Origin of the sequence: Comamonas serinivorans (assembly GCF_002158865.1) — a bacterium.
Lineage (GTDB): Bacteria > Pseudomonadota > Gammaproteobacteria > Burkholderiales > Burkholderiaceae_C > Comamonas_E > Comamonas_E serinivorans.
Window position 1 is genome coordinate 424584 of sequence record NZ_CP021455.1, and the last position, 25390, is coordinate 449973.

At 69.5% G+C, this 25390-nt stretch carries 24 protein-coding genes; 6 read left to right on the forward strand and 18 right to left on the reverse strand.

Annotation, left to right across the window (positions count from 1 at the left end):
* Positions 1–3: 3 nt before the first annotated feature.
* From ureG to CCO03_RS01805, 3 genes are read left to right on the forward strand one after another with little or no spacing between them, the layout of a single operon-like run.
* A complete protein-coding gene (gene ureG / locus CCO03_RS01795) occupies positions 4–732 on the forward strand; it encodes an urease accessory protein UreG (protein WP_236903988.1) in 729 nt (242 codons plus the stop codon).
* Between the two features lie 45 nt (positions 733–777).
* Positions 778–1767 carry an urease accessory protein UreD gene (locus CCO03_RS01800; protein ID WP_157667442.1) on the forward strand — a complete coding sequence of 330 codons (990 nt, stop codon included), beginning with the start codon at positions 778–780 and terminating at the stop codon, positions 1765–1767.
* On the forward strand, positions 1764–3338 hold the full coding sequence (locus CCO03_RS01805) for an amidase (RefSeq protein ID WP_087276471.1): 1575 nt from the start codon (positions 1764–1766) through the stop codon (positions 3336–3338). The genes CCO03_RS01800 and CCO03_RS01805 overlap by 4 nt, the downstream gene beginning before the upstream one ends.
* A 27-nt stretch (positions 3339–3365) precedes the next feature.
* Here CCO03_RS01805 and CCO03_RS01810 read toward each other — a convergent pair whose 3' ends face one another.
* The gene (locus tag CCO03_RS01810) at positions 3366–3878 is read right to left on the reverse strand and encodes a transcriptional repressor (protein ID WP_157667443.1); all 513 of its coding nucleotides are present in this window, start codon (positions 3876–3878) and stop codon (positions 3366–3368) included.
* 338 nt (positions 3879–4216) lie between these two features.
* A complete protein-coding gene (locus CCO03_RS01815) occupies positions 4217–4543 on the reverse strand; it encodes a hypothetical protein (RefSeq protein ID WP_087276477.1) in 327 nt (108 codons plus the stop codon).
* Between the two features lie 238 nt (positions 4544–4781).
* On the opposite strand from CCO03_RS01815, the gene CCO03_RS01820 reads away from it, so the two are divergent.
* Positions 4782–5522 (forward strand): FTR1 family protein, encoded by a 741-nt coding sequence (locus CCO03_RS01820; protein WP_087276480.1) that lies wholly within the window; start codon positions 4782–4784, stop codon positions 5520–5522.
* On the opposite strand, the gene CCO03_RS01825 is transcribed toward CCO03_RS01820, so the two are convergent.
* The 10 genes from CCO03_RS01825 to urtA all read right to left on the reverse strand — a co-directional run bounded on the left by CCO03_RS01825 (position 5501) and on the right by urtA (position 16175).
* Complete coding sequence (locus CCO03_RS01825; protein WP_087276483.1) at positions 5501–7381, reverse strand: nitric oxide reductase activation protein NorD; 1881 nt, start codon at positions 7379–7381, stop codon at positions 5501–5503. The genes CCO03_RS01820 and CCO03_RS01825 overlap by 22 nt on opposite strands.
* A complete protein-coding gene (locus CCO03_RS01830) occupies positions 7378–8313 on the reverse strand; it encodes a CbbQ/NirQ/NorQ/GpvN family protein (protein WP_087276486.1) in 936 nt (311 codons plus the stop codon). The genes CCO03_RS01825 and CCO03_RS01830 overlap by 4 nt, the downstream gene beginning before the upstream one ends.
* 8 nt (positions 8314–8321) lie before the next feature.
* Positions 8322–9359, reverse strand: coding sequence for an aliphatic amidase (locus CCO03_RS01835; protein ID WP_087276489.1), 1038 nt, complete (start codon positions 9357–9359; stop codon positions 8322–8324).
* A 90-nt stretch (positions 9360–9449) separates the two neighbouring features.
* The gene (locus tag CCO03_RS01840) at positions 9450–9815 is read right to left on the reverse strand and encodes a zinc ribbon domain-containing protein (protein WP_087276493.1); all 366 of its coding nucleotides are present in this window, start codon (positions 9813–9815) and stop codon (positions 9450–9452) included.
* Positions 9816–9907: 92 nt separating this feature from the next.
* Positions 9908–11134: a formamidase gene (gene fmdA / locus CCO03_RS01845; RefSeq protein WP_087276496.1), complete on the reverse strand. Its 1227-nt coding sequence runs from the start codon at positions 11132–11134 to the stop codon at positions 9908–9910.
* A gap of 45 nt (positions 11135–11179) precedes the next feature.
* Positions 11180–11869: an urea ABC transporter ATP-binding subunit UrtE gene (gene urtE / locus CCO03_RS01850; protein WP_087276499.1), complete on the reverse strand. Its 690-nt coding sequence runs from the start codon at positions 11867–11869 to the stop codon at positions 11180–11182.
* A gap of 12 nt (positions 11870–11881) precedes the next feature.
* Positions 11882–12625, reverse strand: coding sequence for an urea ABC transporter ATP-binding protein UrtD (gene urtD / locus CCO03_RS01855; protein ID WP_087276503.1), 744 nt, complete (start codon positions 12623–12625; stop codon positions 11882–11884).
* A gap of 15 nt (positions 12626–12640) precedes the next feature.
* A complete protein-coding gene (gene urtC, locus CCO03_RS01860; RefSeq protein ID WP_087276506.1) occupies positions 12641–13819 on the reverse strand; it encodes an urea ABC transporter permease subunit UrtC in 1179 nt (392 codons plus the stop codon).
* Positions 13820–13847: 28 nt separating this feature from the next.
* On the reverse strand, positions 13848–14762 hold the full coding sequence (urtB, locus tag CCO03_RS01865; RefSeq protein ID WP_087276509.1) for an urea ABC transporter permease subunit UrtB: 915 nt from the start codon (positions 14760–14762) through the stop codon (positions 13848–13850).
* Between the two features lie 150 nt (positions 14763–14912).
* The gene (urtA, locus tag CCO03_RS01870; protein WP_087276513.1) at positions 14913–16175 is read right to left on the reverse strand and encodes an urea ABC transporter substrate-binding protein; all 1263 of its coding nucleotides are present in this window, start codon (positions 16173–16175) and stop codon (positions 14913–14915) included.
* 217 nt (positions 16176–16392) lie between these two features.
* Between urtA and CCO03_RS01875 the strand changes: the two genes are divergently transcribed.
* Positions 16393–19884, forward strand: a complete 3492-nt coding sequence (locus CCO03_RS01875) for an ATP-binding protein (RefSeq protein ID WP_087283961.1) — start codon at positions 16393–16395, stop codon at positions 19882–19884.
* Complete coding sequence (locus tag CCO03_RS01880; RefSeq protein ID WP_087276516.1) at positions 19881–20792, forward strand: response regulator transcription factor; 912 nt, start codon at positions 19881–19883, stop codon at positions 20790–20792. Before CCO03_RS01875 ends, CCO03_RS01880 begins: the two co-directional genes overlap by 4 nt.
* A gap of 214 nt (positions 20793–21006) precedes the next feature.
* On the opposite strand, the gene CCO03_RS01885 is transcribed toward CCO03_RS01880, so the two are convergent.
* From CCO03_RS01885 to CCO03_RS01910, 6 genes are all read right to left on the reverse strand, one after another.
* Entirely contained in the window at positions 21007–21285 is a 279-nt protein-coding gene (locus tag CCO03_RS01885; RefSeq protein WP_087283964.1) for a SemiSWEET transporter, read from the reverse strand.
* Positions 21286–21339: 54 nt separating this feature from the next.
* The gene (locus CCO03_RS01890) at positions 21340–21570 is read right to left on the reverse strand and encodes a hypothetical protein (RefSeq protein ID WP_157667444.1); all 231 of its coding nucleotides are present in this window, start codon (positions 21568–21570) and stop codon (positions 21340–21342) included.
* Between the two features lie 41 nt (positions 21571–21611).
* Positions 21612–22016 carry a PaaI family thioesterase gene (locus CCO03_RS01895; RefSeq protein ID WP_087276522.1) on the reverse strand — a complete coding sequence of 135 codons (405 nt, stop codon included), beginning with the start codon at positions 22014–22016 and terminating at the stop codon, positions 21612–21614.
* 235 nt (positions 22017–22251) lie between these two features.
* Entirely contained in the window at positions 22252–23007 is a 756-nt protein-coding gene (locus tag CCO03_RS01900) for a VOC family protein (protein WP_087276525.1), read from the reverse strand.
* 185 nt (positions 23008–23192) lie between these two features.
* Positions 23193–23984, reverse strand: a complete 792-nt coding sequence (locus tag CCO03_RS01905) for an enoyl-CoA hydratase (protein WP_087283965.1) — start codon at positions 23982–23984, stop codon at positions 23193–23195.
* A 120-nt stretch (positions 23985–24104) separates the two neighbouring features.
* A complete protein-coding gene (locus CCO03_RS01910) occupies positions 24105–25112 on the reverse strand; it encodes a Bug family tripartite tricarboxylate transporter substrate binding protein (RefSeq protein ID WP_087276528.1) in 1008 nt (335 codons plus the stop codon).
* Between the last annotated feature and the right edge of the window lie 278 nt (positions 25113–25390).

A 25390-nucleotide genomic window follows, 5' to 3' on the forward strand; every position in this document is an offset into this window, starting at 1 on the left:
CCCATGGCTGTTTTCAGCGACCCGACTGCACGCGATGACCGGCCATGGGCCAGCGCACAGATGCCCGGCGGCAGCGACCGCTTGCACCACACGAGCGGGCCCGACCTGCCGGCGGGCAAGCCGCGTGGTGCCGCCCGGGTGGGCATTGGCGGGCCGGTCGGCTCGGGCAAGACCGCCTTGCTCGAGCAGCTCATCCCGCGCTTCATCGCGCGCGGCACCGAGATCGCCGTCATCACCAACGACCTGGTGACGGCCGAGGACGCCGAGCGCATCCGCCGGTCCGGCCTGATCGCGCCGGAGCGCGTGCTGGCCGTCGAGACCGGGGCCTGCCCGCACACGGCCATTCGCGAGGACCCGACGCTGAACCTGGCCGCCGCCGACGAGCTGGACCGCGCCTACCCCCACCTGGACCTGATCCTGGTCGAGAGCGGCGGCGACAACCTGGCGTCGTCGTTCTCGCTCGACCTGGTCGACTATTGGCTGTTCGTCATCGACGTGGCCGGCGGCGACGACATCCCGCGCAAGCGCGGGCTGGGCGTGCTCAAGTGCGACCTGCTGGTCATCAACAAGACCGACCTGGCGTCCCACGTGCGCGTGGACCTGCCGCGCATGGCGCGCGAGGCGGCCGAGGTGCGGCCCGGCAAGCCGGTGCTGCAGACCAACTGCGCCACCGGGGAAGGCGTGGACGCCGTGGTCGCTCGCATCGCGCGCGAGGTGCTGTTTGACCGCTGATGCCGTCCTGCTGATGCCATGGAGTACGCCCAGGTGGTCGTCGTCATGAAAACGAGTGCTGGTCCATACTGCGTCACAAATGCGCATGCGGTGGGTGCAGGGCGGGGTGCCGGACAGGCCGACGCCCACGACGGCCGCTGCTTTGACCTGCGCCTGTGTGCCGACCGCCGGGGCCGCACCTTCATCGGCGCGCAGTTCGTGCGCTACCCGGTGCACATCTGCCGGCCGCTGTACGGGCTGGGCGAGCACCCCGAGGTCTGCACGCTGACGCTGCAGTCGGTGTCGGGCGGCCTGTTCGAGCACGAGCGTGTGCACGGCCGCCTGGTGGCGACGGCGGGCGCGTGCGCGGTGGTGGGCACCTCGGCCTCGACCATCGTGCACGCGATGGAGGGCGGCCGGGCCGAGCAGCTCGTCGAGCTGCAGGTCGAGGCCGGTGCAGCGCTGGCCTACCTGCCCGAGCCGGCCATCCTCTTTCCGGGCAGCCGCTTGCGCAGCCGCATCCAGGCCAGCGTGGCGCCGGGCGGCGTGCTGCTGCTGGGCGACAGCATGCTTGCCCACGACCCGGCCGGGAAGGGCCGCGGCTTTGCCGAGCTGGACACGCAGCTCGAGGTGCGCGGCACCGATGGGCGCCTGTTGGTGCGCGACCGCTTCTGCACCCAGGGCCAGGCCTGGCTGGCGCAGCAGGCCGGCCTGTCGGGGCCGTTTGCCGTGCACGCCAGCCTGTGGCTGATCCGCGAGGGCGATGCCAGCGCGCTGCTGGCCCAGGTGCGCCAGGTGCTGGCGACGCTGTCGCCTGACGGCGCCGCGGCGACGGTGCACGCCGGCGCCTCGGACCTGCCCAACCGCGCCGGCGTGCAGGTGCGCCTGCTGTGCACCGATGCCGTGGCGCTGCGGCGCGCGCTGGCCGAGCTGAAGGCGGTGCTGTGTGCCCCGTTGTGTATCCCGCTGTCCGTTCCCCACGCTCCCGATGCCCAGGCCAGCGGCCTGGAGCGTTCCGCTTTTTTTGTCACCCACCGCTTGAAGGACCGAGCATGACGACCCTTGCAGAACCCGCAGCCGCCCCCGCCATCCCCGCCACGGACGTCGACCTGATGCGCCTGACGCTGGCGCAAGTCCAGCAAGGCTTCGCCAGCGGCGCCTTCACGTCCGAAGACCTGACGCGTGCCTCGCTGCGCCAGATCGAGCGTTACAACGCGCACTACAAGGCCCTGCTGTTCCTGAACGACAGCGCCCTGGCCGATGCGCAGGCCATCGACCGCCGCCGCGCCGCCGGCGAGCCGCTGGGCCCGCTGGCTGGCGTGCCCATGGTGGTCAAGGACCCGATGGACATGGTGGGCTTCCCGACCACGGCCGGCTGGCGCCTGCTCTACAGCCAGACCGGCGGCGTGGACCTGTTCCCGCAGCGCGACGCGCCGGTCGTGGCGCGCATGCGCGCCGCGGGGGCCGTCATCCTGGGCAAGACCAACGTGCCGGTGCTCAGCCACTCGGGCACGCACTGCAACGACAGCTGGGCCGGCCCCTGCCTGAACCCCGTCATGCCCGACCGCATGCCGGGCGCCAGCAGTTCGGGCACGGCCTGCGCGGTGGCCACCGGCATGGCGGTGTTCGGGCTGGCCGAGGAGACCGGCGGCTCGATCCAGAACCCGGCGTCCGCGCAGGACCTGGTCGGCATCAAGCCCACCATCGGCCTGGTGCCCAACGCCGGGGTGCTGCCGCTGTCGGGCAACCGCGACGTGGTGGGGCCGATTGCGCGCTGTGTGCGCGACGCGGCGCTGTGCCTGGATGCGCTGGCCGGCTACTCGGCCGAAGACCCCAAGACCCTGGCGGGCGTGGGCAAGCTGCCGGAGGGTGGCTACACGGCGCGCATGCGGGTCGATGCGCTGCGCGGCAAGCGCATCGGCCTGTACGGCCTGGGCTGGCGCAACCAGCCGCTGTCGGACGAAGCCACGGCCCTCTACGCGCGCGCCCAGGACGAGCTGCGTGCGCTGGGCGCCACGCTGGTGGACGACCCCTTCGCCGGCAGCGGCTTTGCCGAGCTGCGCCAGCCCACGCCACCGCTGGCCAACTTCGACGCCCGCGGCCTGGAGTCGTTGCCCTGGGACCTGCAGCAGTACCTCACGCGCCTGGGGCCGCAGGCCGCCATCCAAACGGTGGAGGCGTTTGCGCGCGCCACCGCCAGCGAAGACCCCTACGGCCCGCAGGGCGTGCTCGGCTTCATGCCCAACCTGCCCGCGTTCGTGGCGGCTGCGGCCGACCCGCACACGCCGCCCGACCTGTCGGCGTTCATCGCCCTCAAGGCGCGCTACCTGACGCTGTTCGAGCAGGTCATGCAGGCCCAGGGGCTGGATGCCCTGGTGATGCCGCAGATGCGCGAGGAGCTGCCGCTGCGCACCGGGCCGGGCACGATTCAGGAAACCACCGTGGGCGAGATCAACATCGCCGGCCTGCCTGGCGTGACGGTGCCCGCAGGCCGCTATGCCTCGGGCTCGCCGTTCGGGCTGATCTTCGTCGGGCGCCAGTGGAGCGAGGCGGACTTGATTGCCTACGCGTTTGCCTACGAATCGGCCACGCAGCACCGCGCGGTACCCACGCTGGCGGCGGTGTGAGCCGGTGAATCGGGAGAGCGGGGCGCTTCAGTTCGCGGCCGCGGTGGGGCCGGGCAGGCTGCAGCCCTGGCAGGTCGCCTCGATGTGGATGGCGCCCGGCCCCAGGCTCAGCCCGCCGCGCTGGGCGATGGGGGCCAGCGCCAGGGCCAGCTCGGCCGCATCGAGCGTGATGCGGCGGCCACAGCTGGCGCAGTGGAACTCGGCCAGCGAGGCCGGCGCCTGATCGGTCAGCTGGTAGACCGACTTGGCGCCATGGGCGCTGCGGCGCAGCTGCCGCCACACCGTGCCGCGGTGTTCCAGCTCTTTGAGCACGCGGTAGACGGTGGCCACCGACACCGGCGTGCCCTGGGCCAGCAGCGACTTGAACAGGTCTTCGGCCGTGACGGCCTCGTCGCCGGCTTCGCGCAGCGCCTGGATCACGCTGAGGCGCGGCACCGTGATGGCCAGCCGGGTCTGACGCAGGACTTCCAGCGCCGAGCGCTGCTGGTGACCCGGATCCGTGAGGGCCTGCAGGTCGTTCGGGCCGAGGGGGTGGCGCATGAGCATGGGGTGAGATGCGGCTCGCTCGTCGTGGGTCGCCGCGCCAAGGTGGCGGGCGCGAGCGGCGGCATGAGGTGTATTTCAGATGCCACTAGGTTAGCCGAATTGCGGGGGCTTGTCTGCCGCGCCGGCGCGCTCGGTGGGTCCATTCCGGCGGCCGGACCTTGCTGCAGCCACGTGCGGATCGCGGGCCGGGCGTCAGGCGTGCCACGGCGATGGCCTTGTCGAGCCGGTGGACGAGGCGCTGCCGGCTGGGCCCGTCGGCCAGGTGCATCCGGCCCAGCGGCGCTGCGGTCCGCCGGGGTGGTGCTGTGAGGTGCTACCGGCGTGCGCCGGGTTCAGCGCTTGTGGGTGCGTGTGCTGCGGATGCCGCTGATCTGGCCGCGCACGGCTTTCCAGAAATCCTGCGTGCCCTCGACCAGGCGCCAGGCGTTGGAGCGGTGGGCCAGCACGCCCACCTCGGGCAGCACCTCGCGCAGGTGCTTGATGCCCAGCAGCTTGCAGTACTTGCGGATGGTGTTGGGGCTGTGGATCAGCATCATCACCCGCCAGCCATACTGGCGCCCGACGATCAGCATGCCGATGGCGCTTTCCAGTTCGTCGAGCTTGCCGTCGAAGTCGTCGACGGCGCGGTCGATCAAGCCGAAGATTTCCTGGTCGGTCACGGGGGTGCTCGCTGGGTGAAGCCTCAAAGGGATGGCGGGGGCCGGGTCCGCCGGCCGACTGGCCGGGGGTGGCGGGGCATGCGCCCGGCACGCAGGCGTGGGGGCTGGTGAAGTGTCGCAGATCCGATCGTTACACTGGCCACCGGGGTTTTGCCGCGCGCCAAAGGCGACTCGCTGCGTTGGCAGTATCCATCTGTTTCCGTTTTTTATAAAACGGAAATCAACCCATACTCCCAAGATGATTGAAACCGCTTTCCTCGTGGCGCGCGAATGTGCGGAGCTGCTGCTGGTCGTGTGGTCGCTGCACGCCTGCCTGGTGGGCGCCCGCCGCACAGACCTGCTGGTGCACCTGCGCACGGGCACGGCGGTGGGCGTGGTGGCCGGGCTGGCGCTGGTGGCGGTGCTGGTGCTGGGCAACCTGAGCCCACGTGCCGACGCGCTGCTGGCCATCGTGCTGGGGCTGGGGGTGCTGTTCATGGCCGGGGCCATGCTGTCGTCGCGCACCACCATCGACGGGCACGTCGCGGGATGGTTCCACGACGCGCTGGACGGGCGCGCCAGCCCGGCCATGGTGTTCGGGTTTGCGGCGCTGGCGGCCTGGCGCGAGTCAGCCGAGGTGGGGGTGTTCATCTACGCCTCGGCACCGCACCTGAGCGCGCTGGACATCGCGGGCGGCGTGATCCTGGGCCTGGCGCTGATGCTCACGGTGGCGCTGGCCTTTCGCACACTGGGCGCGCGCGTGCCGCTGCTGGCGCTCTACCACCTGTCGTCGCTGCTGCTGTGCCTGATCGCGATTCAGCTCACCTTGGAAGGGCTGGGCGGCCTGCTGGCCAGCTACCCCAGCCTGGCGGGCAGTTGGGTGGCGCGCCTGCTGTCGCCCGAGGGCGAGGCCTTTGGCTGGCTGTGCGCGCTGCTGATGCTGGGGCCGCTGCTGGTCGTGGCGCGTCGCTGGTGGACTCAGGCCGCGCCCAAGGCCTGAATCAGCAGGGCCTGCAGCCGCTGCGGCATGCGCTGCACCGCTTGCAGTCTGACCAGGCCATGCGCCTGCCGGCCAAAGATGCGGGCAATGGCCGCGCGCTCGTCCAGCTGCGCGCCGGCAGGCGCAGCGCCCGGCCCGCCCGGGCGGTGGGCCGACAGGCACAGGACCTCCACCCCCGCGCGGCGGGCCGCCTGCACGGCGTGGCGGGCATCCTCCACCAGGTGGTGCGGGTCGAACACGTCCACGTCGCTGGGCGCGCCGTCGCTCAGCACCAGCAGCAGGCGGCGCGCTTCGGGCCGCGCGAGCAGGTGCTGCGTGGCGTGGCGCAGGGCGCTGCCCAGGCGCGTGGAATGCCGCGCCGGCGTGGCCTGCAGGCGCGCCAGGGCGGCCGCATCCAGCGTGGCGCCAAAGTCCAGCAGGCGCTCGTAGTGCACGGCGTGGCGCGTGTCGGCCCGAAAGCCGTGCAGCGCGGCCATGCCGCCCAGGTCCCGCGCCGTGCGCACCAGCGCCAGGCCGGCGCGTTTCGCCAGGGCCAGCAGCGAGGCGTCGGGCGAGGCGCCGTTGCGCGGCACGCGGTCGTTCATCGAGGCGGACAGGTCCATCAGCACCAGCACGCTGAAGGGCTGTGGCTGCGGCCGGTGGCGCAGGAAGAGGCGCGCGTCGCTGGCGCCGTCCGAGGCTGGCGAATTCGGCGGACGCGGCGAATCTGGCCTGCGGCGGTCCGCTGCGAGGGGCCTCGCGCCACGTTCTGCGAGACGCTGCGGCGCCTGGGCGATGCGCAGGCGCACGCAGGCGTCCAGGTCCAGCGCATGGCCGTGGGTCTGGCGCTTGACGAGTCGCGGGCGCCGTTGGTCCAGGCGAGAGGGGTATGAGGCATTCGCCGATGATGACGAATCGATCGCTTGGCCATACTCGTGCACCGTGGTCCATCGGGGCTTGAGGTGGCCGATGCGGTGGTGCCACTCGGCGTACCAGCTGAGGTGGGGCGCGGCCGCCTGCGGCGGGGCGGTGTCGGCGGCGTGCGCACCGCTGCCCGGGGCCGGCTCGCTGGCTTCCAGGCTCAGCGCCTGGGGGCTTGTGGCCTCGTGCTGCCAGAGCCAGCTGTGGTCGTCGCGGTACACGCTGGGCTCCACGTGGTCAGGGGCCATGCGCACGCGCATCTGGCCCAGTTCGTTGGCCAGGATGCTGCCCAGGCGGCGCCAGGCCGCGGCGTCGTGCCAGCCCGCGTGCGCCACCAGCTCGGCCACGCGTCCACGGGCGCGCCCCACCCAGGGGTTGGGGTCGTTCCAGGTCGGGTCCCACAGGGCGCGCGACAGGCGCGCGAGCAGGTCGGTCAGGCCCAGGCCCTCGGGCCCGTGCAGGCGCTGGGCCTGCACGAACCACGCGCGCGTGCCCGGAAACTGCTGCGACAGCAGGTGCTCGACGCGCGCGTCTTCGAGGCAGCCGATCACGGCCAGCGTCATGGGCTTGAGACCGGTGGCGGGCTGGTGGGGCCGGGAGTAGCGCCAGTGCGCTGCCGCATGGGCCAGGGCGGCGTGCAGCAACGGCCCGCGCAGGCCGGCGGGCAGCAGCAGCGCGGTGTCGGTCAACACGGGGCGCGCGCACGACGGGGCTGGTGGCCCGGCGGCCGGGGCGTGGCCGCGGGGGGCCGTGCGTTGGACGTGCGCAGGCTCGGGGGCGAGGACGGCTCCGCTGCCCGTGTCAGCCTTGGCCGCCGTGTCGCGGGTCGGCACGGGCCCGGCCGGCAGCAGGGCCAGGTGGGCGGTTTCGGCGGGGCGCTCGGCCAGGGCCTGCAGCAGCAGGCCGGCGCCGCGCAGTGGCTCGGGCGCCGGGGTGTCGCGCAGCGCGGCGGCGGTCACCGCGCCTCGGCCCCCAGGCAGGCCTCGGCCAGCGCCTGCAGGCTGGCTTCGATCTCGGGGTCGTCGCTGAGTGCCTGGGTCACGGTCAGCCGCGCCGCGTCGAGCACGGACACGCCGTCGCCGATCAGCCGCCCGGCGTGGATCAGCATGCGCGTGGACGCGCCTTCGTCCAGGCCTTCGTCGGTCAGGGCCCGCGTGCGTCCGGCCAGGTGCACCAGCCGTTCGGCGATGGCCGGCGCCACGCCCGATTCGCGCACCACGATGGCGGCTTCGGCCTCGGGTGCGGGGTAGCCAAAGGCCAGGCTCGCAAAGCGTTGCCGCGTGGAGGCCTTGAGCCCTTTGCCGCGGCCGCGGTAACCCGGGTTGTACGAGGCCACGAGCAGGAAATCGGGGTGGGCGTGCAGCAGCTCGCCGGTGCGCTCCAGCGGCAGGATGCGCCGCGCGTCGGCCAGCGGGTGGATGGCCACCGTGGTGTCGGCATGGGCTTCGACGATCTCGTCGAGGTAGCAGATGCCGCCATGGCGCACGGCCAGGGTCAGCGGGCCGTCCTGCCACACCGTACCCTGGGCGTCGAGCAGGTGGCGGCCGGTCAGGTCGGCGGCGGTCAGGTCCTCGTTGCAGGCCACGGTGACCAGCGGCAGGCCCAGGCGCCAGGCCATGTGCTCGACGAAACGCGTCTTGCCACAGCCCGTGGGGCCCTTGAGCAGCAGCGGCAGCCGGTGGTGCCAGGCGTGCTCGAACAGCGCCACCTCGCCGGCGACGGGCGCGTAGAACGGCTCGTCGCGCAGCCGCCACGCGGCCAGCGGGTCGGTGCGCGCGGGCTCGGCAGAGCGCGAGGCGTCGCAGGCCGCGGGGCCTCGCGATGCAGCCGTGGCGGGCGCTGCGGCTGACGTGGGCACGGTGCGGGGCTCGGGCGTGGCGAAGGCGTTCATGGGCCCGCTCACCGGTGCTCGGGCGCCTGATGCGGGATGCCCTCGATCGGGCACTCGGGCGTGCCCACGGTGCTGCGCGTGATGGCCTCGACGGCCTGGCGCGTGCCCTCGGGGTCGTTCACCCAGCGGCTGTAGAAGTCGTAGGGGCAGGCGGCGTCGCCCTGGATGCCGTCGCCCGAGTTGATCTTGCCGGTGTAGCCGCGGTGCAGCAGCTTGAACAGGTGGTTCTCGCTCTGGCCGTTCTTGCGGAAGTCGCGGATCAGGCTGGTGGACAGCGCCGCGTACTGCACGCCGTATTCCTCTTCGCCGCATTCACCCAGCGTGCGGCCGTCGAAGCCGATCAGCGCGCTGTGGCCGAAGTAGCTGTAGACGCCGTCGAAGCCGGCTGCGTTGGCCACCGCCACGTAGGTGTTGTTGGCAAAGGCCATGGCCTTGCTGATGAGGATCTGCTGCTCTTTCGCCGGGTACATGTAGCCCTGGCAGCGCACGATGAGTTCGGCGCCCTTCATCGCGCAGTCGCGCCAGATCTCGGGGTAGTTGCCGTCGTCGCAGATGATGAGGCTGATCTTCAGGCCCTTGGGGCCTTCGCTCACGTAGGTGCAGTTGCCGGGGTACCAGCCTTCGATGGGCACCCAGGGCATGATCTTGCGGTACTTCTGCACGATCTCGCCCTGGTCGTTCATCAGGATGAGGGTGTTGTAGGGCGCCTTGTTGGGGTGCTCTTCGTGGCGCTCGCCGGTCAGCGAGAACACGCCCCAGACCTTGGCCTTGCGGCAGGCGGCGGCGAAGATCTCGGTCTCTTCGCCGGGCACGCTGGCGGCCGTGTCGTACATCTCCTGGGCGTCGTACATGATGCCGTGGGTGGAGTACTCGGGGAAGATCACCAGGTCCATGCCGGGCAGGCCCTGCTTCATGCCGACCAGCATGTCGGCGATCTTGCGCGCGTTGTCCTGCACCTCGGCCTTGGTGTGCAGGCGCGGCATCTTGTAGTTCACGACGGCCACGCCCACGGTGTCCTTGCTGCTCGAAATGTCACCATGGATCATGGCGGCTGACTCCTGTTCAATCAAAGGGTGTATGCCGACATGGCCGATGATTCATGATCGGCTGTGGCGTCATACTGTGAAAAAATAAGCTCAATGGCTGATCATCCAGGGCCGGTTGCCCACCTGGGCCTTCATGCCACCTGCGGGTGTGCTCTGGCTCGCGCCCTTGGACTTGGTGCTGCAGCAGCCGCAGCCGCTGGGGTGGCGCAGGCGGCCATAGCCGCCTGCGGCCGGGTCCACGTCGCGCGACATGCGCGGGGCGTGGCGCGAGCGCTCGTTGACCTCGGCCGCGCGCCGCTGTTGCGGCGAGGTGCAGGCCAGGCGCGGGGCATGCGACATGACGCGGTGCGAGGCCGCGCCACAGGCCGGACAGGCGCAGGGCTCGTTGCGGTCGGCCAGGCTGCGCAGCGCGTCGAATTCGCCGCAGTCGTGGCAGGCATAGTCATAGGTCGGCATGGGGTCTCCTTGCATGCCCTCGAGGGGCGTTCAGCGCTGGATGTCTGGGGGCGACTGCCGCCCGCGCGTGCGGCAGCAGTCGCCCCAGTGGCTCAGGTCAGGTCGTACGAGATCGGCATGTCGATGCTGCCGTCCAGGTGCTTGATCGGGCCAGCCGCGTTCGGGTTGATGTCGAAGTCGAAGATCTGCGTTGGCAGCCACAGCGTGGCGCAAGCGTTGGGCACGTCGACCACGCCGCTGATGTGACCCTGCACCGGGGCCGTGCCCAGGATGGAATAGGCCTGGGCGCCCGAGTAGCCGAACTTCTTCAGGTACTCGATGGCGTTGAGGCAGGCCTGCTTGTAGGCCACGTTGACGTCGAGGTAGTACTGCTTGCCCGATTCGTCGACGCTGATGCCTTCGAAGATCACGTAGTCGTTGTACGTGGGCACGATGGGGCTGGGCTTGAAGATCGGGTTCTTGATGCCGTACTTGGCCATGCCGCCCTTGATGAGCGTGACCTTCATGTGCACCCAGCCAGCCATCTCGATGGCACCGCAGAAGGTGATCTCGCCATCGCCCTGGCTGAAGTGCAGGTCGCCCACCGAGAGGCCGGCGCCATCCACGTAGACCGGGAAGTAGACCTTGGCGCCGCGCGACAGGTCTTTGATGTCGCAGTTGCCGCCGTGCTCGCGCGGGGGCACGGTGCGCGCGCCGGTGGCGGCGGCCTTGTCACGTGCCTCACCCGTCAGCTGGCCCATGTGGGCCGTGGCGGTCCAGGGCGGGTTGGCCAGGTTGCCGTCCGGGTTGGTGTCGATCAGGGCCTGCTCGCGCGCGTTCCAGGCCTCGAGCATCTTGTGGTCGGGCAGGGTGCCGATCAGGCCGGGGTGGATGAGCCCGGCGTACTTCACGCCGGGGATGTGGCGCGAGGTGGTGAACATGCCGTGGAAGTCCCAGATCGACTTCTGCGCATGCGGGTAGTGGTCGGTCAGGAAGCCGCCGCCGTTCTTCTGCGAGAAGAAGCCGTTGAAGCCCCACTGGCTTTCGTCCTTGGCGCCGATGTCCAGCAGGTCGACCACCAGCAGGTCGCCCGGCTCGGCGCCGTGCACGCCGACGGGGCCCGACAGGTAGTGCACCGTGGTCAGGTCCACGTCGCGCACGTCGTCGGCGCTGTCGTTGTTCTGGATGAAACCGCCGGTCCAGTCGTAGGTTTCCAGGATGAAGTCATCGCCGGGTTTGACCCAGCAGGCCATGGGGATGTCGGGGTGCCAGCGGTTGTGCACCTTTTCGTTCGTCGGGGCGGGTTGCGACAGATCGACCTTGATGAGGGTTTCGGGCATGTTCAGCTCCAGGGTGAAGAAACGGCAATAAGGGAGGCGACGCGGTCACACCGACAGGTAGGACTTGATGTGGGCTTCGTTGGTGTTGGCGCGGCTGGTCTCGTGCACGAAACGCCCGCCTTCGATCACGAACAGGCGGTCGGCCACATCCATGGCGAAATGCAGCACCTGCTCGGACACCACGATGGTGATTTCGCGCATCTTGCGAATCTCGTTCAGGGCCTTGGCGATGTCCTTGATGATGGACGGCTGGATGCCCTCGGTCGGCTCGTCGAGCAGCAGCACCTTGGGGTTGGTGACCAGGGCCCGCGCGATGGCCAGCTGCTGCTGCTGGCCGCCCGACAGGTTGCCGCCCTTGCGGGCCCGCATGTCCCACAGCACGGGGAACAAGGCGTAGATCTCCTCGGGCACGCGCTTGTCCTTGGCGTTCTCCAGGCCGGTCTGGATGTTCTCCAGCACCGTGAGCGTGGGGAAAATCATGCGGCCCTGCGGCACGTAGGCGATGCCCTTGGCCACGCGGGTGTAGCTCTCGTCCTTGGACACGTCCTGGCCAGCCACCGACACCTGGCCGCTCTTGAGGGGCAGCACGCCCATCAAGGCCTTGAACAAGGTGGTCTTGCCCATGCCGTTGCGGCCCATGATGGCCACCGTTTCGTTGGCCTTGCCCGAGAACGAGATGCCGTGCAGCGCCTCGCTTTGCCCGTAGGCGACGTGGATGTTGTCAACGTTCAGCATGTCTGTGCTCCTTCAATGGCCGAGGTAGACGTCGATCACCTTGGGGTTGCTCTGCACCTCCTCCATGGAGCCCTCCGCCAGGATCTTTCCCTGGTGCATCACGGTCACCTTGTGGGCGATCTGGGCGACGAAATCCATGTCGTGCTCGATCACGATCACCGAGCGGCCGATGCAGATGCGCTTGAGCAGGTCCGCCGTCAGCTCGCGCTCGCGGGCGCTCATGCCGGCGATGGGCTCGTCCAGCATCAGCAGCTCGGGCTCCTGCATCAGCAACATGCCGATCTCCAGCCACTGCTTCTGGCCGTGCGAGAGCAGGCCGGCCTCCATGTCCAGGGCGTCGCCCAGGCCGATTTCCTGCGCCACGGCGTTCACGCGCTGCTTGACCGTGTCGGTGCAGCTGAACTTCAGGGCGCCGAAGACCGAGCGACCTTCGGGGAAGGACACCTCGAGGTTTTTGAACACGCTGAGGTTTTCGTAGATCGAGGGCGTCTGGAACTTGCGGCCGATGCCTTTGCGCACGCGCTTGTATTCCTCGATGCCGGTCAGCTCCTCGTTCTTGAACTTGATGCTGCCGCCGCTGGCCTTGGTCCGGCCGCAGATCAGGTCGAGCAGCGTGGTCTTGCCGGCCCCGTTGGGGCCGATGATCACGCGCAGCTCGTCCTTGTCCACGTACAGGGTCAGGTCGTCGATGGCCTTGAACCCGTCGAACGACACGGTGAGGTCTTCGACGGCCAGGGCGAAATCGGTGTTGCTCATGAGGGTCTCCTGCGATCAGGCCGCGTTGGCCGAGGGGTCGGTCGGCGTGCCGGCGGCCTGCGGGGTGCCGGTGGCGCCCGGGGCGCGCGACGCCGGGAGGCTGGCGGTCTTGGGCTTGCGCAGGCCAGCCAGCCAGGGCTTGACCTTGGACTCGTAGAGGCCGGCCAGGCCGTCGGGGAAGAACATGGTCACGCCGATGAACAGCGCGGCCATGCAGAACATCCACAGGTCGGGGAAGGTCTCGGAGAAGTAGGTCTTGCCGAAGTTGACGAGCAGCGCGCCATACACGGCGCCCACCAGGCTCATGCGGCCACCGACGGCGGCGAAGATGACCATCTCGATCGAGGGCACGATGCCGACGAAGGAGGGCGACATGAAGCCGACCTGCAGCGCGAACAACGCGCCGCCGATGCCCGAGATGGCCGCGGCCAGGCAGAACACGAAGACCTTGAACATGGACACGTCGTAGCCCGAGAAGCGCACGCGGTCTTCCTTGTCGCGCATGGCCAGCAGCAGGGTGCCGACCTTGCCCTTCTGGATCCACAGGCAGAGGGCGACGCAGGCCAGCAGCAGGCCGGAGCAGACGAAGTAGAGGATGTACTTGGCGCTGTCGGTGCGGATGTCCCAGCCCAGCAGGGTCTTGAGGTCGGTCATGCCGTTGACGCCGCCGGTGTAACCCTGTTGGCCGATGATGAGCACCGAGAGGATCAGCGCCACGGCCTGGGTGATGATGGCGAAGTACACGCCGCCCACGCGCCGCTTGAACATGGCGTAGCCGATGATGAAGGCCAGGATGGACGGCACGAGGACCACGGCCGCCAGGGCGAAGGGCAGGTGCTCGAAGGGCTGCCACCAGGTTGGCAGGGCGGTCAGCTGGTTCCAGTCCATGAAGTCCGGGATGCCGGGCGTGGTCTGGATGCTGGTGCTCGCGGCGTCCGACGCCTCGAGCTTGAGGAACATGGCCATGGCGTAGCCGCCCAGGCCGAAGAACACGCCTTGTCCCAGGCTGAGCACGCCGCCCCAGCCCCACAGCATCACCAGGCCCACGGCCACGAAGGCGTAGCAGAGGTATTTGCCCACCAGGTTCAGCCGGAAGATGTCCAGCGTCAGCGGGAAGGCCACGAGGAGCACCAGGGCCAGCAGCAGCACGCTGCCCATGCCGGTCTTGCCGATCCAATGTCGCACGGAGTTCATGAGGGTTTCCTTTGGCAAAACAGGGGGATCAACGGCGCACCTTGCTGGCGAACAGGCCTTGTGGGCGCAGCATCAGCACGATCACGATGAAGGACAGCGTCAGCACCTTGGCCATGGAGCCGGTCATGAAGAACTCGGTGATGGACTGCGTCTGGGCGATGGCGAAGGCCGAGACCACGGTGCCCAGCAGGCTGGCCGCGCCGCCGAAGGTGACCACCAGGAAGGAGTCGACGATGTAGAGCGAACCCGAGGTGGGGCCGGTGGAGCCAATGGTGGTGAAGGCGGCACCGGCGATGCCGGCGATGCCGCAGCCGATGGCAAAGGTCAGGCGGTCGGTCTTTTGCGTGTTGATGCCAATGGCGTTGGCCATCACGCGGTTGCTGACGGTGGCGCGCACCCGCAGGCCCCAGCGGCTGCGGTACATGGCGATCAGCACGCCCACGGTGACCACGGTGGCCAGGGCCAGCACGAACAGGCCGTTGATGGGCAGGTCCAGGCCCTCGGTGGGCGACCACGAGCCCATGAGCCAGTCGGGCAGCGTGGGGCTGACTTCCTTGGGGCTGATGACGGTGCGGAAAATCTGTTGAAGGCCCAGGCTCAGGCCCCAGGTGGCCAGCAGGGTGTCCAGCGGACGCTTGTACAGGTGGCGGATCAGGCCCCATTCGACCACCCAGCCCAGCAGGAACGCGAACCCGAACGCGAACGCGATCGAGATCGGGAAGTAGTACGGCATCAACTCGGGGAAGTTGGCCTCCACCAGGGTGGAGAACATGTACACCGTGTAGGCGCCGATGGCCATGAACTCGCCATGCGCCATGTTGATGACGCCCATCTGGCCGAAGATGATGGCCAGGCCCAGGCCCATCAGCAGCAGGACGGCAAACAGGCTGAGGCCGGCAAAGCCCTGCATCAGCCCAATGTTCAGCATGTCGGAGAGTTCCATGACAGCCTCTGGAATGTATTGAATGGGGTATGGATCAATTGCCGTTCAAGAGAAAACGACAACCGCTGGATACTGTCTTTGTTCGAATGACATGCCCGGAGCCGGCGACGCCTGCCGCCGGTCCCGGGCCTCAGTCAAACGAGGACCGGATCACTGATAGCCCTTGGGGAAGGGATCGGGTTTGATCAGCTCGGGCGACTCGGCGACGACCTTGAAGGTGCCGTCCGGCTGGCCCTGGGCGATGCGCGACTTGCTCCACAGGTGGTGGTTGGCGTCGACCTTGACGTAGCCCTCGGGCGCGGTCTTGAGCTCGATGCCCGGCGAGGCTGCCGCCACCTTGGCCACGTCGAAGCTGCCGGCCTTCTCGACCGCCGCCTTCCACAGCCAGGGGCCCAGGTACCCGGCCTGGGTCACATCGCCGATGACGGACTTGGGACCGTACTTGGCCTTGAAGGCCGCCACGAAGGCCTTGTTGTTGGCGTTGTCCAACGTCTGGAAGTACTTCATGCTGGAGTAGAAGCCGGCGAAGTTCTCGCCGCCGATGCCCAGCATCTCGTCTTCCGTCACCGACAGCGTCAGCAGGAACTGCTTGGCGCCCGTGATGCCCGCGGCCTTGAGCTGCTTGTAGAAGGCGACGTTCGAGCCGCCGACCACGGCGGCGAAGATCAGGTCGGGCTTGGCCAGCTTGATCTTGTTGATCAGCGAGTTGAAGTTGGTGTGGCTGAGCGGGTAGTACTCCTCGCCCACCACCTTGCCCTTCTGGTAGGTCTCGATGTGCTTGCGCGCGATCTTCATCGAGGTGCGCGGCCAGATGTAGTCCGAGCCGACCAGGAACACCTTGGCGGCGCCCTTTTCCTTCTTGGCCCAGTCCAGCCCGTACAGGATCTGCTGCGTGGCTTCCTGGCCGGTGTAGATCACGTTCTTGCTCTGCTCCAGGCCCTCGTAGAAGGTGGGGTAGTACAGCAGGCCGTTTTCCTTCTCGAAGATGGGCAGCACGGCCTTGCGCGAGGCCGAGGTCCAGCAGCCGAACACCGTGGCCACGCGGTCGTTGATGAGCAGCTTCTTGGCCTTCTCGGCGAAGGTCGGCCAGTCGGAGGCGCCGTCTTCCTTGATGACGCGGATCTTGCGGCCCAGCACGCCGCCGGCGGCGTTGATCTGGTCGATGGCGAGCTGTTCGGCCTGGATGGAGCCGGTTTCCGAGATCGCCATGGTGCCGGTGGACGAATGCAGCTGGCCGACCACGACCTCGGTCTCCGTCACCGCGAGCTTGGTGGTGTTCACGGCGGCCGTGGCCGGCTTTTGTGCCGCGGCCAGGCCGGGCAGGCCGGCAACGCCCAGGGCGCCCAGGCCTTGCAGCAGGCGGCGGCGTTGCAAGGGGGACAGGGAAGCGAAACGGTCTTGCTCGTTGCTCATGGTGCACTCCTCAAAGGGGGTATGTGGGTTCACCGCCTGATGGTCAGGCGATGCAGGTTTGACCTGGGAGTGACTCTAGGGTTTGTGCCTAGCCGGGCCCATACGTCGTTTGACGTAGCGGGGTGGCTTGCCTGGGACACAGGGGCAGGCCGGAAAGTGGCGCGAATGTTGCTTGTTCTTGAGGCTGACCTGTGCCTGAGCACTCATTTGGTGCGTGATGACCGCTGCCCCTCAGAAGATTTTTCCCATCCGGCGTGAGTACAACGCCTGGGTGGCCGACGAGACGCTGGAAGACTATGCGCTGCGCTACACGCCGCGCAGCGCGCGCCGCTGGAGCGAGTGGCAGGTGGCCAACACCGCGTTCGGCGGCGTGTCCTTCCTGGCGCTGGAGGCCATCGGCGCCGCCATCGCGCTGAGCTACGGCTTTGCCACGGCGGCGTGGGCCATCGGGGTGATGGGTCTCATCATCTTCCTGACCGCGCTGCCCATCTCGGTCAGCGCCGCGCGCCTGGGCCTGGACATGGACCTGCTCACGCGGGGGGCGGGCTTCGGCTACCTGGGCTCGACGCTCACCTCGCTGATCTACGCCACCTTCACCTTCATCTTCTTCGCGGTGGAGGCGGCCATCATGGCGCTGGCCATGCAGCTGGCGCTGGGCTGGCCGCTGGTGGCCTGCTACATCGTGGCCTCGCTGCTCATCATCCCGCTGGTGCTGTACGGCATCACCTTCATCTCGCGCCTGCAGGCCTGGACGCAGCCGGTCTGGATCGTGCTGCTGCTCACGCCCTTCCTGTGGCTGGCCGTGCAGCAGCCGCACCTGCTGTCGGACATGACCGGCCTCAAGGGCCTGGTGACCGACAGTGCCGACCTCGACCTGCTGGCCTTTGGCGCCGCGGCGACCATGGTGTCGGCGCTGGTGGTGCAGGTGGGCGAGCAGGTCGACTACCTGCGCTTCATGCCCGAGCGCACCCCGGCCAACCGCTGGCGCTGGTGGGCCTGTGTGCTGATCGGCGGGCCGGGCTGGATCGTGATGGGCGCGGCGCGCATGCTGGGTGGCGCCTTTCTGGCCTACGCCGCCATGCAGTATGGCGCCACCGTCGAACAGGCCATGGACCCCACCCACATGTACCTGTCCGCGTTCTGGCAGATCACGCGGGACCATGGCCTGGCCGTGTGGGTGACGCTGGTGTTCGTGGTCATCGCCCAGGTGAAGATCAACGTGACCAACGCCTACGCCGGCTCGCTCGCCTGGTCCAACGTGTTCTCGCGCCTCACGCGCAGCCACCCGGGGCGCGTGGTGTGGCTGGTGTTCAACGTCATGATCGCCACCCTCATCATGACGCTGGGGGTGTTCGCGGCGCTGGAGAAGGTGCTGGGCATCTACAGCAACGTGGCCGTGGCCTGGGTGGGGACGCTGGTGGCCGACCTGGTCATCAACAAGCGCCTGGGGTTCAGCCCCCGGGGCATCGAGTTTCGCCGCGCCTACCTGTACGACCTCAACCCCGTGGGCCTGGTGGCCATGGGCGTGTCGGCGGTGGTGGCCGGTGTGGCCTACACTGGGGCCTTCGGGGCATGGCCCGCGGCCTATGCGCCCTTCATCGCGCTGGGGCTGGCGCTGCTGCTGACGCCGTTGCTGGCCTGGCTCACACGCGGCCGCTGGTACCTGGCCCGGCCACAAGACGGCCTGCCCGAGGCCCTGCAGACCTGCATCGTCTGCCAGAACCGGTTCGAGCGGCCCGACACCGCGCAGTGCCCGGCTTATGGCGGCGTCATCTGTTCGCTGTGCTGCTCGCTCGATTCGCGTTGCCACGACCGCTGCAAGCCGCCCGAGGCCCGGGCCGGCGTGCAGCTGCGGCGGGCGATCTGGGCCGTGCTGCCGGCGCGCCTGAGCCAGGGCATCAACGTGCGCGTGATGGCCTACCTGGGCACCTTGGCCATGCTGGCCGTGCCCGCGGCGCTGGCCTTCTGGATGGTGTATGCCCCGCAGAGCCAGGGCCTCCATGGGCCGGCCCTGCGCTGGGCCCTGCTGCAGGCCTTTGCCCTGCTGCTGCTGCTGTGCGCGGTGTATGCGTGGTGGGTGGTGCTGGTCAGCGACAGCCGGCGCATGGCCCGCGAGGAGACCGAGCGCCAGACGCAGCTGCTGCTCAAGGAGGTGGAGGCCCACCGCCAGACCGACCGCGCGCTGCAGGCGGCCAAGGAACACGCCGAGGCCGCCAACCAGGCCAAGTCGCGCTACGTGGCCGGCATGGCGCACGAGCTGCGCACGCCGCTCACCAGCATCCTGGGGTATGCGCAGCTGCTGTACAAGCGCGACGACCTGGCCGCCAGTGCGCGCGAGCACATGGCCACCGTGCTGCAAAGCGGCGAGCACATGCAGTCGCTGATCGACGAGCTGCTGGACCTGGCCCGCATCGAGGCCGGGCGGCTGCGGCTGGACCCGGCGCCGCTGCGGTTCCCCGACTTCCTGCAGGCGCTGGCGCGCATGGTCGGGCCCCAGGCCGAGGCCAAGGGCCTGCGCTTTTCGCTGCAGGTGCGCGGGCGGCTGCCGGTGTGGGTGCGGGCCGACGCCAAGCGCCTGCGACAGATCCTCATCAACCTGCTCGGCAACGCCATCCGCTTCACGGACGAGGGCGAGGTCGCGCTGCACGTCGATTGCCACAGCAACGTGGTGCGCTTCGACATCGTGGACACGGGCATCGGCATCGCGCCCCAGGACCAGGAGCGCATCTTCATGCCCTTCGAGCGCGGCAGCGCCGGGCGCCGGGCCTCCAGCGCCGGCACCGGCCTGGGTCTGTCCATCACGCGCATGCTCACCGTGCTCATGGGGGGCGACATCGGCCTGCACAGCCGCCCGGGGCAGGGCAGCACCTTCACGGTGCGCCTGTACCTGAGCGAGGTGCAGGCGCCGCCCGAGGACCTGGCGCCACGCTCGCCCGACCTGCGCGTGGTGGTGGGCTATGCCGGGCCGCGGCGCACGCTGCTGGTGGTCGACGACCAGCCCATCCACCGCCAGCTGCAGGCCGGTTTGCTGATCCCACTCGGGTTTCAGGTGCGCGAGGCCGCCAGCGGACGCGAATGCCTGGAAATCGTCCAGGAGGTGCTGCCCGATGCCGTGCTGCTCGACCTGTCCATGGACGACCTGAGCGGCTGGGAAACCGCGCGCCTGTTGCGGGCCCGCTACAGCGCCCGCGAGCTGCCCATCGTCATCGTGTCGGCCGACCTGTTCGAAAACCAGCCCGACCGCCTGCAGGCGGCCGATTGCCAGGCCTTCGTTGCCAAGCCGGTGCGCGAATCCGAACTGCTGGACACGCTGGCGCGGCTGCTGGACCTGACGTGGGACGAGCAGGACTACCAGCCGCTCGCCATCGTGGGCGGCGACAAGGTGCCGGCCGGTCCGTCTGCCCCGCTGGCGGGTGTGCCGGCCCTGCCGCCCGCGCTGCGCGACACGCTGCTGCAGCTCGCCGGCTTCGGCAATGCCCTGGCCTGTCGCCAGGCGCTGGCCCAGGCACTGGCGCAAGACCCCGCGCTGGCGCCCGTGCTGCAGCCGCTGGACGAGCTGGCCCGCCGGTTCGACCTGGCCGGCCTGCAGGCGCGCCTGCGCGCGGCGGCCGACAACGACGACGTTGACGAGCTTGACGGCGAGCCGGATGACGAGCGCGACGGCGAGCGCAATGGACAGACCGATGCCGTGGAGGACCCCAACGCATGATCCCCGCTCCCGCCCCGGGCGTCGTCCTTGTGGTGGACGACGCCATCGACACCCTGGGCCTGTTGTGCGAAGCCCTGGCCCAGGCGCACTACACCGTGCTGGTGGCGCGCGACGCCGAGGAGGCGCTGGCCCGCTTCGAGATGGCCGTGCCCGACGCCGTGCTGCTGGACTGCGTCATGCCCGGCGACGATGGCTTCACCCTGTGCCGCCGCATCAAGGCCAACCCCGGCTGGGCGCACGTGCCCGTCATTTTCATGACCGGCCTCTCGGAAACCGAGCAAATCGTGCAGGGCATCGAGGCCGGCGGGGTCGACTACGTGGTCAAGCCCATCCGCATCCCCGAGGTGCTGGCGCGGCTGGCGCGCCACCTGCACAACGCCAGCGTGGGCCGGCTGGCGCGGGCGGCCATCGACGTGGCCGGCATGGGCATGGTGCTGCTCGATCGCCAGGGCCGCATCGCCTGGCGTTCGCCCCAGGCCACGGCCTGGCTGGCGCAGGCCTTCGAGGCCGATGCCGCGCCGCCCGCCGAATCGCGCGGCGCCGCCGGCTGGCTGCAGGGCGCGCTGGTCACGGGGCGGGTGAGCATGACCCTGCCGGGCGCCACCGAGGCGTCGGTGAGCGCGCTGCATGCCCAGTACCTGGGGCAGGTGGGCCTGGGCGAGGCCATGCTGGTGCTGACCGTGACGGCGGAATCGGCCACGGTGCAGCGCCTGCGCGACGCCGCGCTCACGCCGCGTGAAACCGAGGTGCTGGGCTGGCTGGCCAAGGGCAAGACCAACCGCGACATCGCCGACATCCTGGGCCTGAGCCCACGCACGGTGAACAAGCACCTGGAGCACGTGTTCGAGAAGCTGGGCGTGGAAACGCGCGCGGCAGCGGCCGCGATCGCGGCGGCGCTGGCCGGGTGATGGCCGAGGGAGGCGAGAGCGAGACGGCAGGGCGTTCGAGTCGGCCTGGTTGAACGCCAGCCGCGTGTGCCTGCCAGGGCAGTGAGCCGCGCTGGGCCGGCCGCGGTCAAGTCATGGCCAATGGCCGTTGAATGATCTTTGTGCAGTATGGCTGTATTTCCGTTTTTCAATCAACGACATTGACGGGATACCCATGGATCGTGATGACGATCCGTCAGGGCCCATCCACTGCATCGGCCTTGGAAAAGCGCACCTTCATCACCGTGATCGCCCCCGTCAGCACCACCATGACGGCATTGGCCACGGTCAGCGGCAGGTCACCCCGCAGCAGCCCGTAGACCAGCCACAGGGCCAGGCCCACGGTGATGATGAGGTAGGTGGGCAGCGAAATGCCCGAGACATCGCGGGTGCGCCAGGTGCGGACCACCTGGGGCACGAACGACGAGGTGGTGAAGCACGTGGCCACCAGGCCCAGCACATCCAATCCGTCCATGGCTGTTTCTCCGTGTGAGGGCGCCGCGCCGTCGTCGGGCATCGGCGCCGGGGGTCAAGGTTGGCGGGGGCCAGACCGCGTGGATCGCGCCGAGGCAAGCGCCTGATTCAACCAGCCGTTTGCCGACCGGGTGAAGCGAACGACGCAGAGCAGGGCCACGCCCACCGCCACGCCGATGACGATGCGGCCCTCGCGCGTGTCCAGCAGCCCGGCCGGTGCCGCGAGCGCCAGCGTGCCAGCCGCGAAGGTGCCAGCCATGGCCAAACACAGAAGCCCGCGTTTCATGGTGAACCTCCCGGAAGGTGCTGCACGCCGCAGACCGGGCGTCAGCCGGCGGCCATGATGAGCTGGGTTTGCGTCACCACGGCGCAGAGCTTGCCTTGCTCGTTGCGGATGCTGGTCTGCCAGACCTGCGTGGTGCGGCCGCGGTGCAGCGCCACGCTTTCGCCCGTCACCGTGGTGCCCACCTTGGCCCCGGCGATGAACTTGGTGCTGGAGTCGGTGGTGGTGGTCTTCTGGCCAGGCTGCAGGTTCACCACCGTGCCGATGGCGCCCAGCGCGTCGGCAAAGGCCATGTAGGCGCCGCCATGCAGGATCTCGCCGGCCGTGCACAGCTGGGGCAGCACCTTCAGGGTGGCGACGACGCGATCGGGCGCCACCGAGGTGAGCTGCACCCCCATGGTGCCGGGGAACATGGGGGCGATGCGGGCTTGCAGGACTTGCAGATCCATGGCGTTCTCCTGGATGGGGTCTCGCGAGTCGCCGTGTCAGGGGCGGCCGGCGCTGAGGTGGGTGTCGGGACTTTTAATGCAGTATGCAAAGGTCACCGTTCATGTGCAAAAGGGGAAAACGAGATACTCAGGTCACCTCATCTGGCGCAACCGGCCATGCGACCATCACCTCGCAGGTCATGGACAAACCTGCCGCGACGTGGGCTGTGCGCATGCAGGCGTCATGCACCGGGCCTCACACCGACACGCGCAGGCCGCACAGGGTTTGCGCGGCGCCGTGGTTCGCGGGCGCGTGGCTCAGCACGATCTCGCTCAGGCGGTCCTGCGTGCCACCGAGCAGTGGCCCGATCTCGATGCGGCCCAGGGCCAACGCGATGACGAAGCCGCCAGCCGCGTCCGCCTGTGCGGGCTGGCCGAACAGGGCCGCCCAGCGCTGCGCCATGGCGGCCGGGTCGCTGGCCTGCACGCGCACGGCCGTGATGCCGCCGCTGGCCGTGGTGACGGCCGCCTGCCAGTCGTGCCCCGCCGGGTGGTAAGGGCCGCTGAGCGGTTCGCCCCCAGGCGTGGCGTTGAACTCGATCATCACGGCGCCGGTGTCGCGCGGGTGCAGTTGCACGCCGTGGTAGTCCGGGTACTGGTAGTCGTTGACGACGCGGATGCCCAGGCTGTCCGCCCGCGCCCGCGCTGCCGCAGGGTCCTCGCAGTCGCAGATCAGCATGTAGGCGCCCAGTTGGTCGGGGCTGGCCGCGCGCGCCAGAAAGCGGCCGACGGCCGTGTCGGGCCGGGTCGGCGCGACGACTTCGAGGAACTGGCCGGGGCCGATCGGCAGCACGGCATTTTCCAGGCCGTACTTGCCCACCGCCGGGTCGCGGTAGGCCACCTGCAGGCCCAGCGTGCGCTGCAGGGCCTGTACAGCGGGCTCCAGCTGCGGCGCGGCCAGGCAGATCTGCCGGATGCGTGTCCAGGGCGCGCGGGAAGATGAGGTGTTCATGAGGGTCCTCGGATGAAAGCCGTCTGGGGTGATGTGTACCCATCCCTTGAGTGCGCCTTTGGGGGCGACTGGGGATGTGAACTTGAGTGACGCCGCGCCATCCCCGAGGGGATGCGGCCCCCCGGCCCGGAGGCGACCGGGCCAGGCCACCGCTGCGCCGTCACGCGGCGGCGGCCCGTCCGCGTTCACTCGCCTTTGAACACCGGGGCGCGCTTTTCGACAAAGGCCTTGCTGGCCTCGGCGTGGTCGGCGGTGGCCATGCAGCGCACCTGGCGCTGGGCTTCGCCTTCGATGGACGCCGTCAGGCTGCCGTTCATGGCGTCGTTCAGGTTGTCCTTCATGTAGCCGTAGGTGATGGTCGGGCCGCTGGCCAGGGCGTTCACGAACTCGGCCACCTTGGCTTCGAACTCGGCGCCCTCGAACACGCGGGTGACGAGGTTCAGCGCCAGCGCGTCCTTGGCCGTGAGCAGCGGGCTCAGCATCAGCAGCTCGCGGGCCTTGGCGCCGCCGACCAGGCGCGGCAGGAAGTAGGACATGCCGTAGTCGCCGGCCAGGCCGACCTTGCCGAAGGCGGTGGTCATCTTGGCGTCGGGCAGGGCCAGGCGGAAGTCGCAGCCCAGGGCCAGGGCCAGGCCGGCGCCGGCGGCGGCACCGCGGATGACGGCCACCGTGGGCTTGTTCATCTCGTGCAGCAGGCGCGTGGCATCGGCGCGGCGGCGCAGGCTGCGCACGCGGCCGTCGGGGGTGGCGCCGCGGCCGGGGTTGGCGGCCATGGACTTGACGTCGCCGCCCGAGCAGAAGGCCTGACCGGCGCCGGTCAGCACGACCACGCGCACGTCCGGGTTCTCGGCGGCGGCTTGCAGCGACTCGGTCAGCAGGCGGCCCATCTCGTCGTTCAGGGCGTTGCGCACCTCGGGACGGTTCATGGTCAGGGTCAACACGCCGTTTTCGAGGGTTTGCGTCAGGACTTCAGACATGGGGGAGATCTCCGGTTGGTGAAAGCGAGGAAGGGCGGTGTGGCCCATGAAAAAATCGACGATGAGTATGCATGAGTGGCCGTTCATGTTGAAACGGTCACCCATGCATACTCCAAAAAATCATTCCAGGCGGATGTTCAGGCGCTGGATCAGGGCGCCCCACTTGGCGCTTTCGCTCTGGGCGGTCTTGCGCATGGCGTCGGCCGAGCCGGGCAGGGCGACGTTGCCCGAGCGCTGCATGGCCTGGCCGAACTCCTTGGAGGCGACGACCTGCTGCAGGGCCTGGCCGAGCGTGGCCAGCACCGGGGCCGGCGTGCCGACGGGGGCGGACACGCCGTACCAGGTCTCGCCGACCACCTTGGGCCAACCCAGTTCCTTGAAGGTGGGCACATCGGGCAGGCTGGGCTGGCGCTGCTCGCTGAGCACGGCGATGGCGCGGTACTTGCCGGCCTGCACGTTGGGGAGGGCGCTGGTCAGCGCCTCGACGTTGGTGTCCACCACGCCGCCGATCATGTCCATGGTGGCGGGTGCGGCGCCCTTGTAGTGCACCTGGGTCAGCTGCGTGCCGGTTTCGCTGGCGATGAGCTCGCCCAGCAGGTGCACCAGGCTGCCTTGGCCGTTGGTGGCGTTGTTGATGCTGCCGGGCTTGGCCTTGGCCAGCGCCACGAATTCGGCCACGGTCTTGGCCGGGAAATCCTTTTTCACCACGAAGGCGAAGGGCACGGTGGCCACGGTGCCCAGCGGGGCGAAGTCGGCCAGCTTGTAGCTCACCGGCATCAGGTGCGGCGTGGTGGTGAAGGTGCTGCCCGACGAGAGCAGCAGCGTGTAGCCGTCCTTGGGCGCGCGTGCCACCTGGGTGGCGCCCACGCTGGTCGAGGCGCCGGGCTTGTTCTCGACCACCACGGTGGCTTTCAGGGCCTCGCCCAGCTGCTTGGCCAGCTGGCGGCCGATCACGTCGCTGGTGCCGCCCGGGGGAAAGGGCACGACCAGGGTGATGGGCTTGGTGCCGGGCCACTTGGCGGGGTCGGCCAGTGCGGGTGTCGCCAGCGCCAGGCTGCCGACCAGGGGGGCTGCGGCCAGCCAGGCCAGGGCCCGGCGGCGCGCGGCGCCTTGTCTCCATGCGTGCATTGCGGTGTCCTCTCCGGGCGGTGGGGCCCGTGTGGTGGCACAAGATAGCGGCAAAGTGGCGTTTGGCCGATCACCTAGGTAACCGCTGCGCCGCCGGGCCAGCGGGAGCGGCGCCCGGCTGCGCTGCGGGTGGGGCCCAGCCGCCGGGCTCGCCCGTGGCGACCTCCGGGCGGTGGCACATGCCTTGCGGCTGTCCAGGCCTGCGTCACGCAGTCGGGCGGGGCCGATCGCGGCGGTTCATCGCCTGGGCCGGCGTTTTGCGCGTCCAGGCGGTCGTT

Coding starts and splice junctions, on each gene's coding strand:
- CCO03_RS01880 (WP_087276516.1), top strand. CDS start 19,881: ATGATCCCCGCTCCCGCCCCGGGCGTCGTCCTTGTGGTGGACGACGCC.
- CCO03_RS01800 (WP_157667442.1), top strand. CDS start 778: ATGAAAACGAGTGCTGGTCCATACTGCGTCACAAATGCGCATGCGGTG.
- CCO03_RS01840 (WP_087276493.1), bottom strand. CDS start 9,815: ATGCCGACCTATGACTATGCCTGCCACGACTGCGGCGAATTCGACGCG.
- urtC (WP_087276506.1), bottom strand. CDS start 13,819: ATGAACTCCGTGCGACATTGGATCGGCAAGACCGGCATGGGCAGCGTG.
- CCO03_RS01885 (WP_087283964.1), bottom strand. CDS start 21,285: ATGGACGGATTGGATGTGCTGGGCCTGGTGGCCACGTGCTTCACCACC.
- fmdA (WP_087276496.1), bottom strand. CDS start 11,134: ATGCCCGAAACCCTCATCAAGGTCGATCTGTCGCAACCCGCCCCGACG.
- CCO03_RS01805 (WP_087276471.1), top strand. CDS start 1,764: ATGACGACCCTTGCAGAACCCGCAGCCGCCCCCGCCATCCCCGCCACG.
- CCO03_RS01890 (WP_157667444.1), bottom strand. CDS start 21,570: ATGAAACGCGGGCTTCTGTGTTTGGCCATGGCTGGCACCTTCGCGGCT.
- CCO03_RS01875 (WP_087283961.1), top strand. CDS start 16,393: ATGACCGCTGCCCCTCAGAAGATTTTTCCCATCCGGCGTGAGTACAAC.
- ureG (WP_236903988.1), top strand. CDS start 4: ATGGCTGTTTTCAGCGACCCGACTGCACGCGATGACCGGCCATGGGCC.
- urtA (WP_087276513.1), bottom strand. CDS start 16,175: ATGAGCAACGAGCAAGACCGTTTCGCTTCCCTGTCCCCCTTGCAACGC.
- CCO03_RS01900 (WP_087276525.1), bottom strand. CDS start 23,007: ATGAACACCTCATCTTCCCGCGCGCCCTGGACACGCATCCGGCAGATC.
- CCO03_RS01810 (WP_157667443.1), bottom strand. CDS start 3,878: ATGCGCCACCCCCTCGGCCCGAACGACCTGCAGGCCCTCACGGATCCG.
- CCO03_RS01820 (WP_087276480.1), top strand. CDS start 4,782: ATGATTGAAACCGCTTTCCTCGTGGCGCGCGAATGTGCGGAGCTGCTG.
- urtD (WP_087276503.1), bottom strand. CDS start 12,625: ATGAGCAACACCGATTTCGCCCTGGCCGTCGAAGACCTCACCGTGTCG.
- urtE (WP_087276499.1), bottom strand. CDS start 11,869: ATGCTGAACGTTGACAACATCCACGTCGCCTACGGGCAAAGCGAGGCG.
- CCO03_RS01905 (WP_087283965.1), bottom strand. CDS start 23,984: ATGTCTGAAGTCCTGACGCAAACCCTCGAAAACGGCGTGTTGACCCTG.
- urtB (WP_087276509.1), bottom strand. CDS start 14,762: ATGGAACTCTCCGACATGCTGAACATTGGGCTGATGCAGGGCTTTGCC.
- CCO03_RS01910 (WP_087276528.1), bottom strand. CDS start 25,112: ATGCACGCATGGAGACAAGGCGCCGCGCGCCGCCGGGCCCTGGCCTGG.
- CCO03_RS01830 (WP_087276486.1), bottom strand. CDS start 8,313: ATGAACGCCTTCGCCACGCCCGAGCCCCGCACCGTGCCCACGTCAGCC.
- CCO03_RS01895 (WP_087276522.1), bottom strand. CDS start 22,016: ATGGATCTGCAAGTCCTGCAAGCCCGCATCGCCCCCATGTTCCCCGGC.
- CCO03_RS01835 (WP_087276489.1), bottom strand. CDS start 9,359: ATGATCCATGGTGACATTTCGAGCAGCAAGGACACCGTGGGCGTGGCC.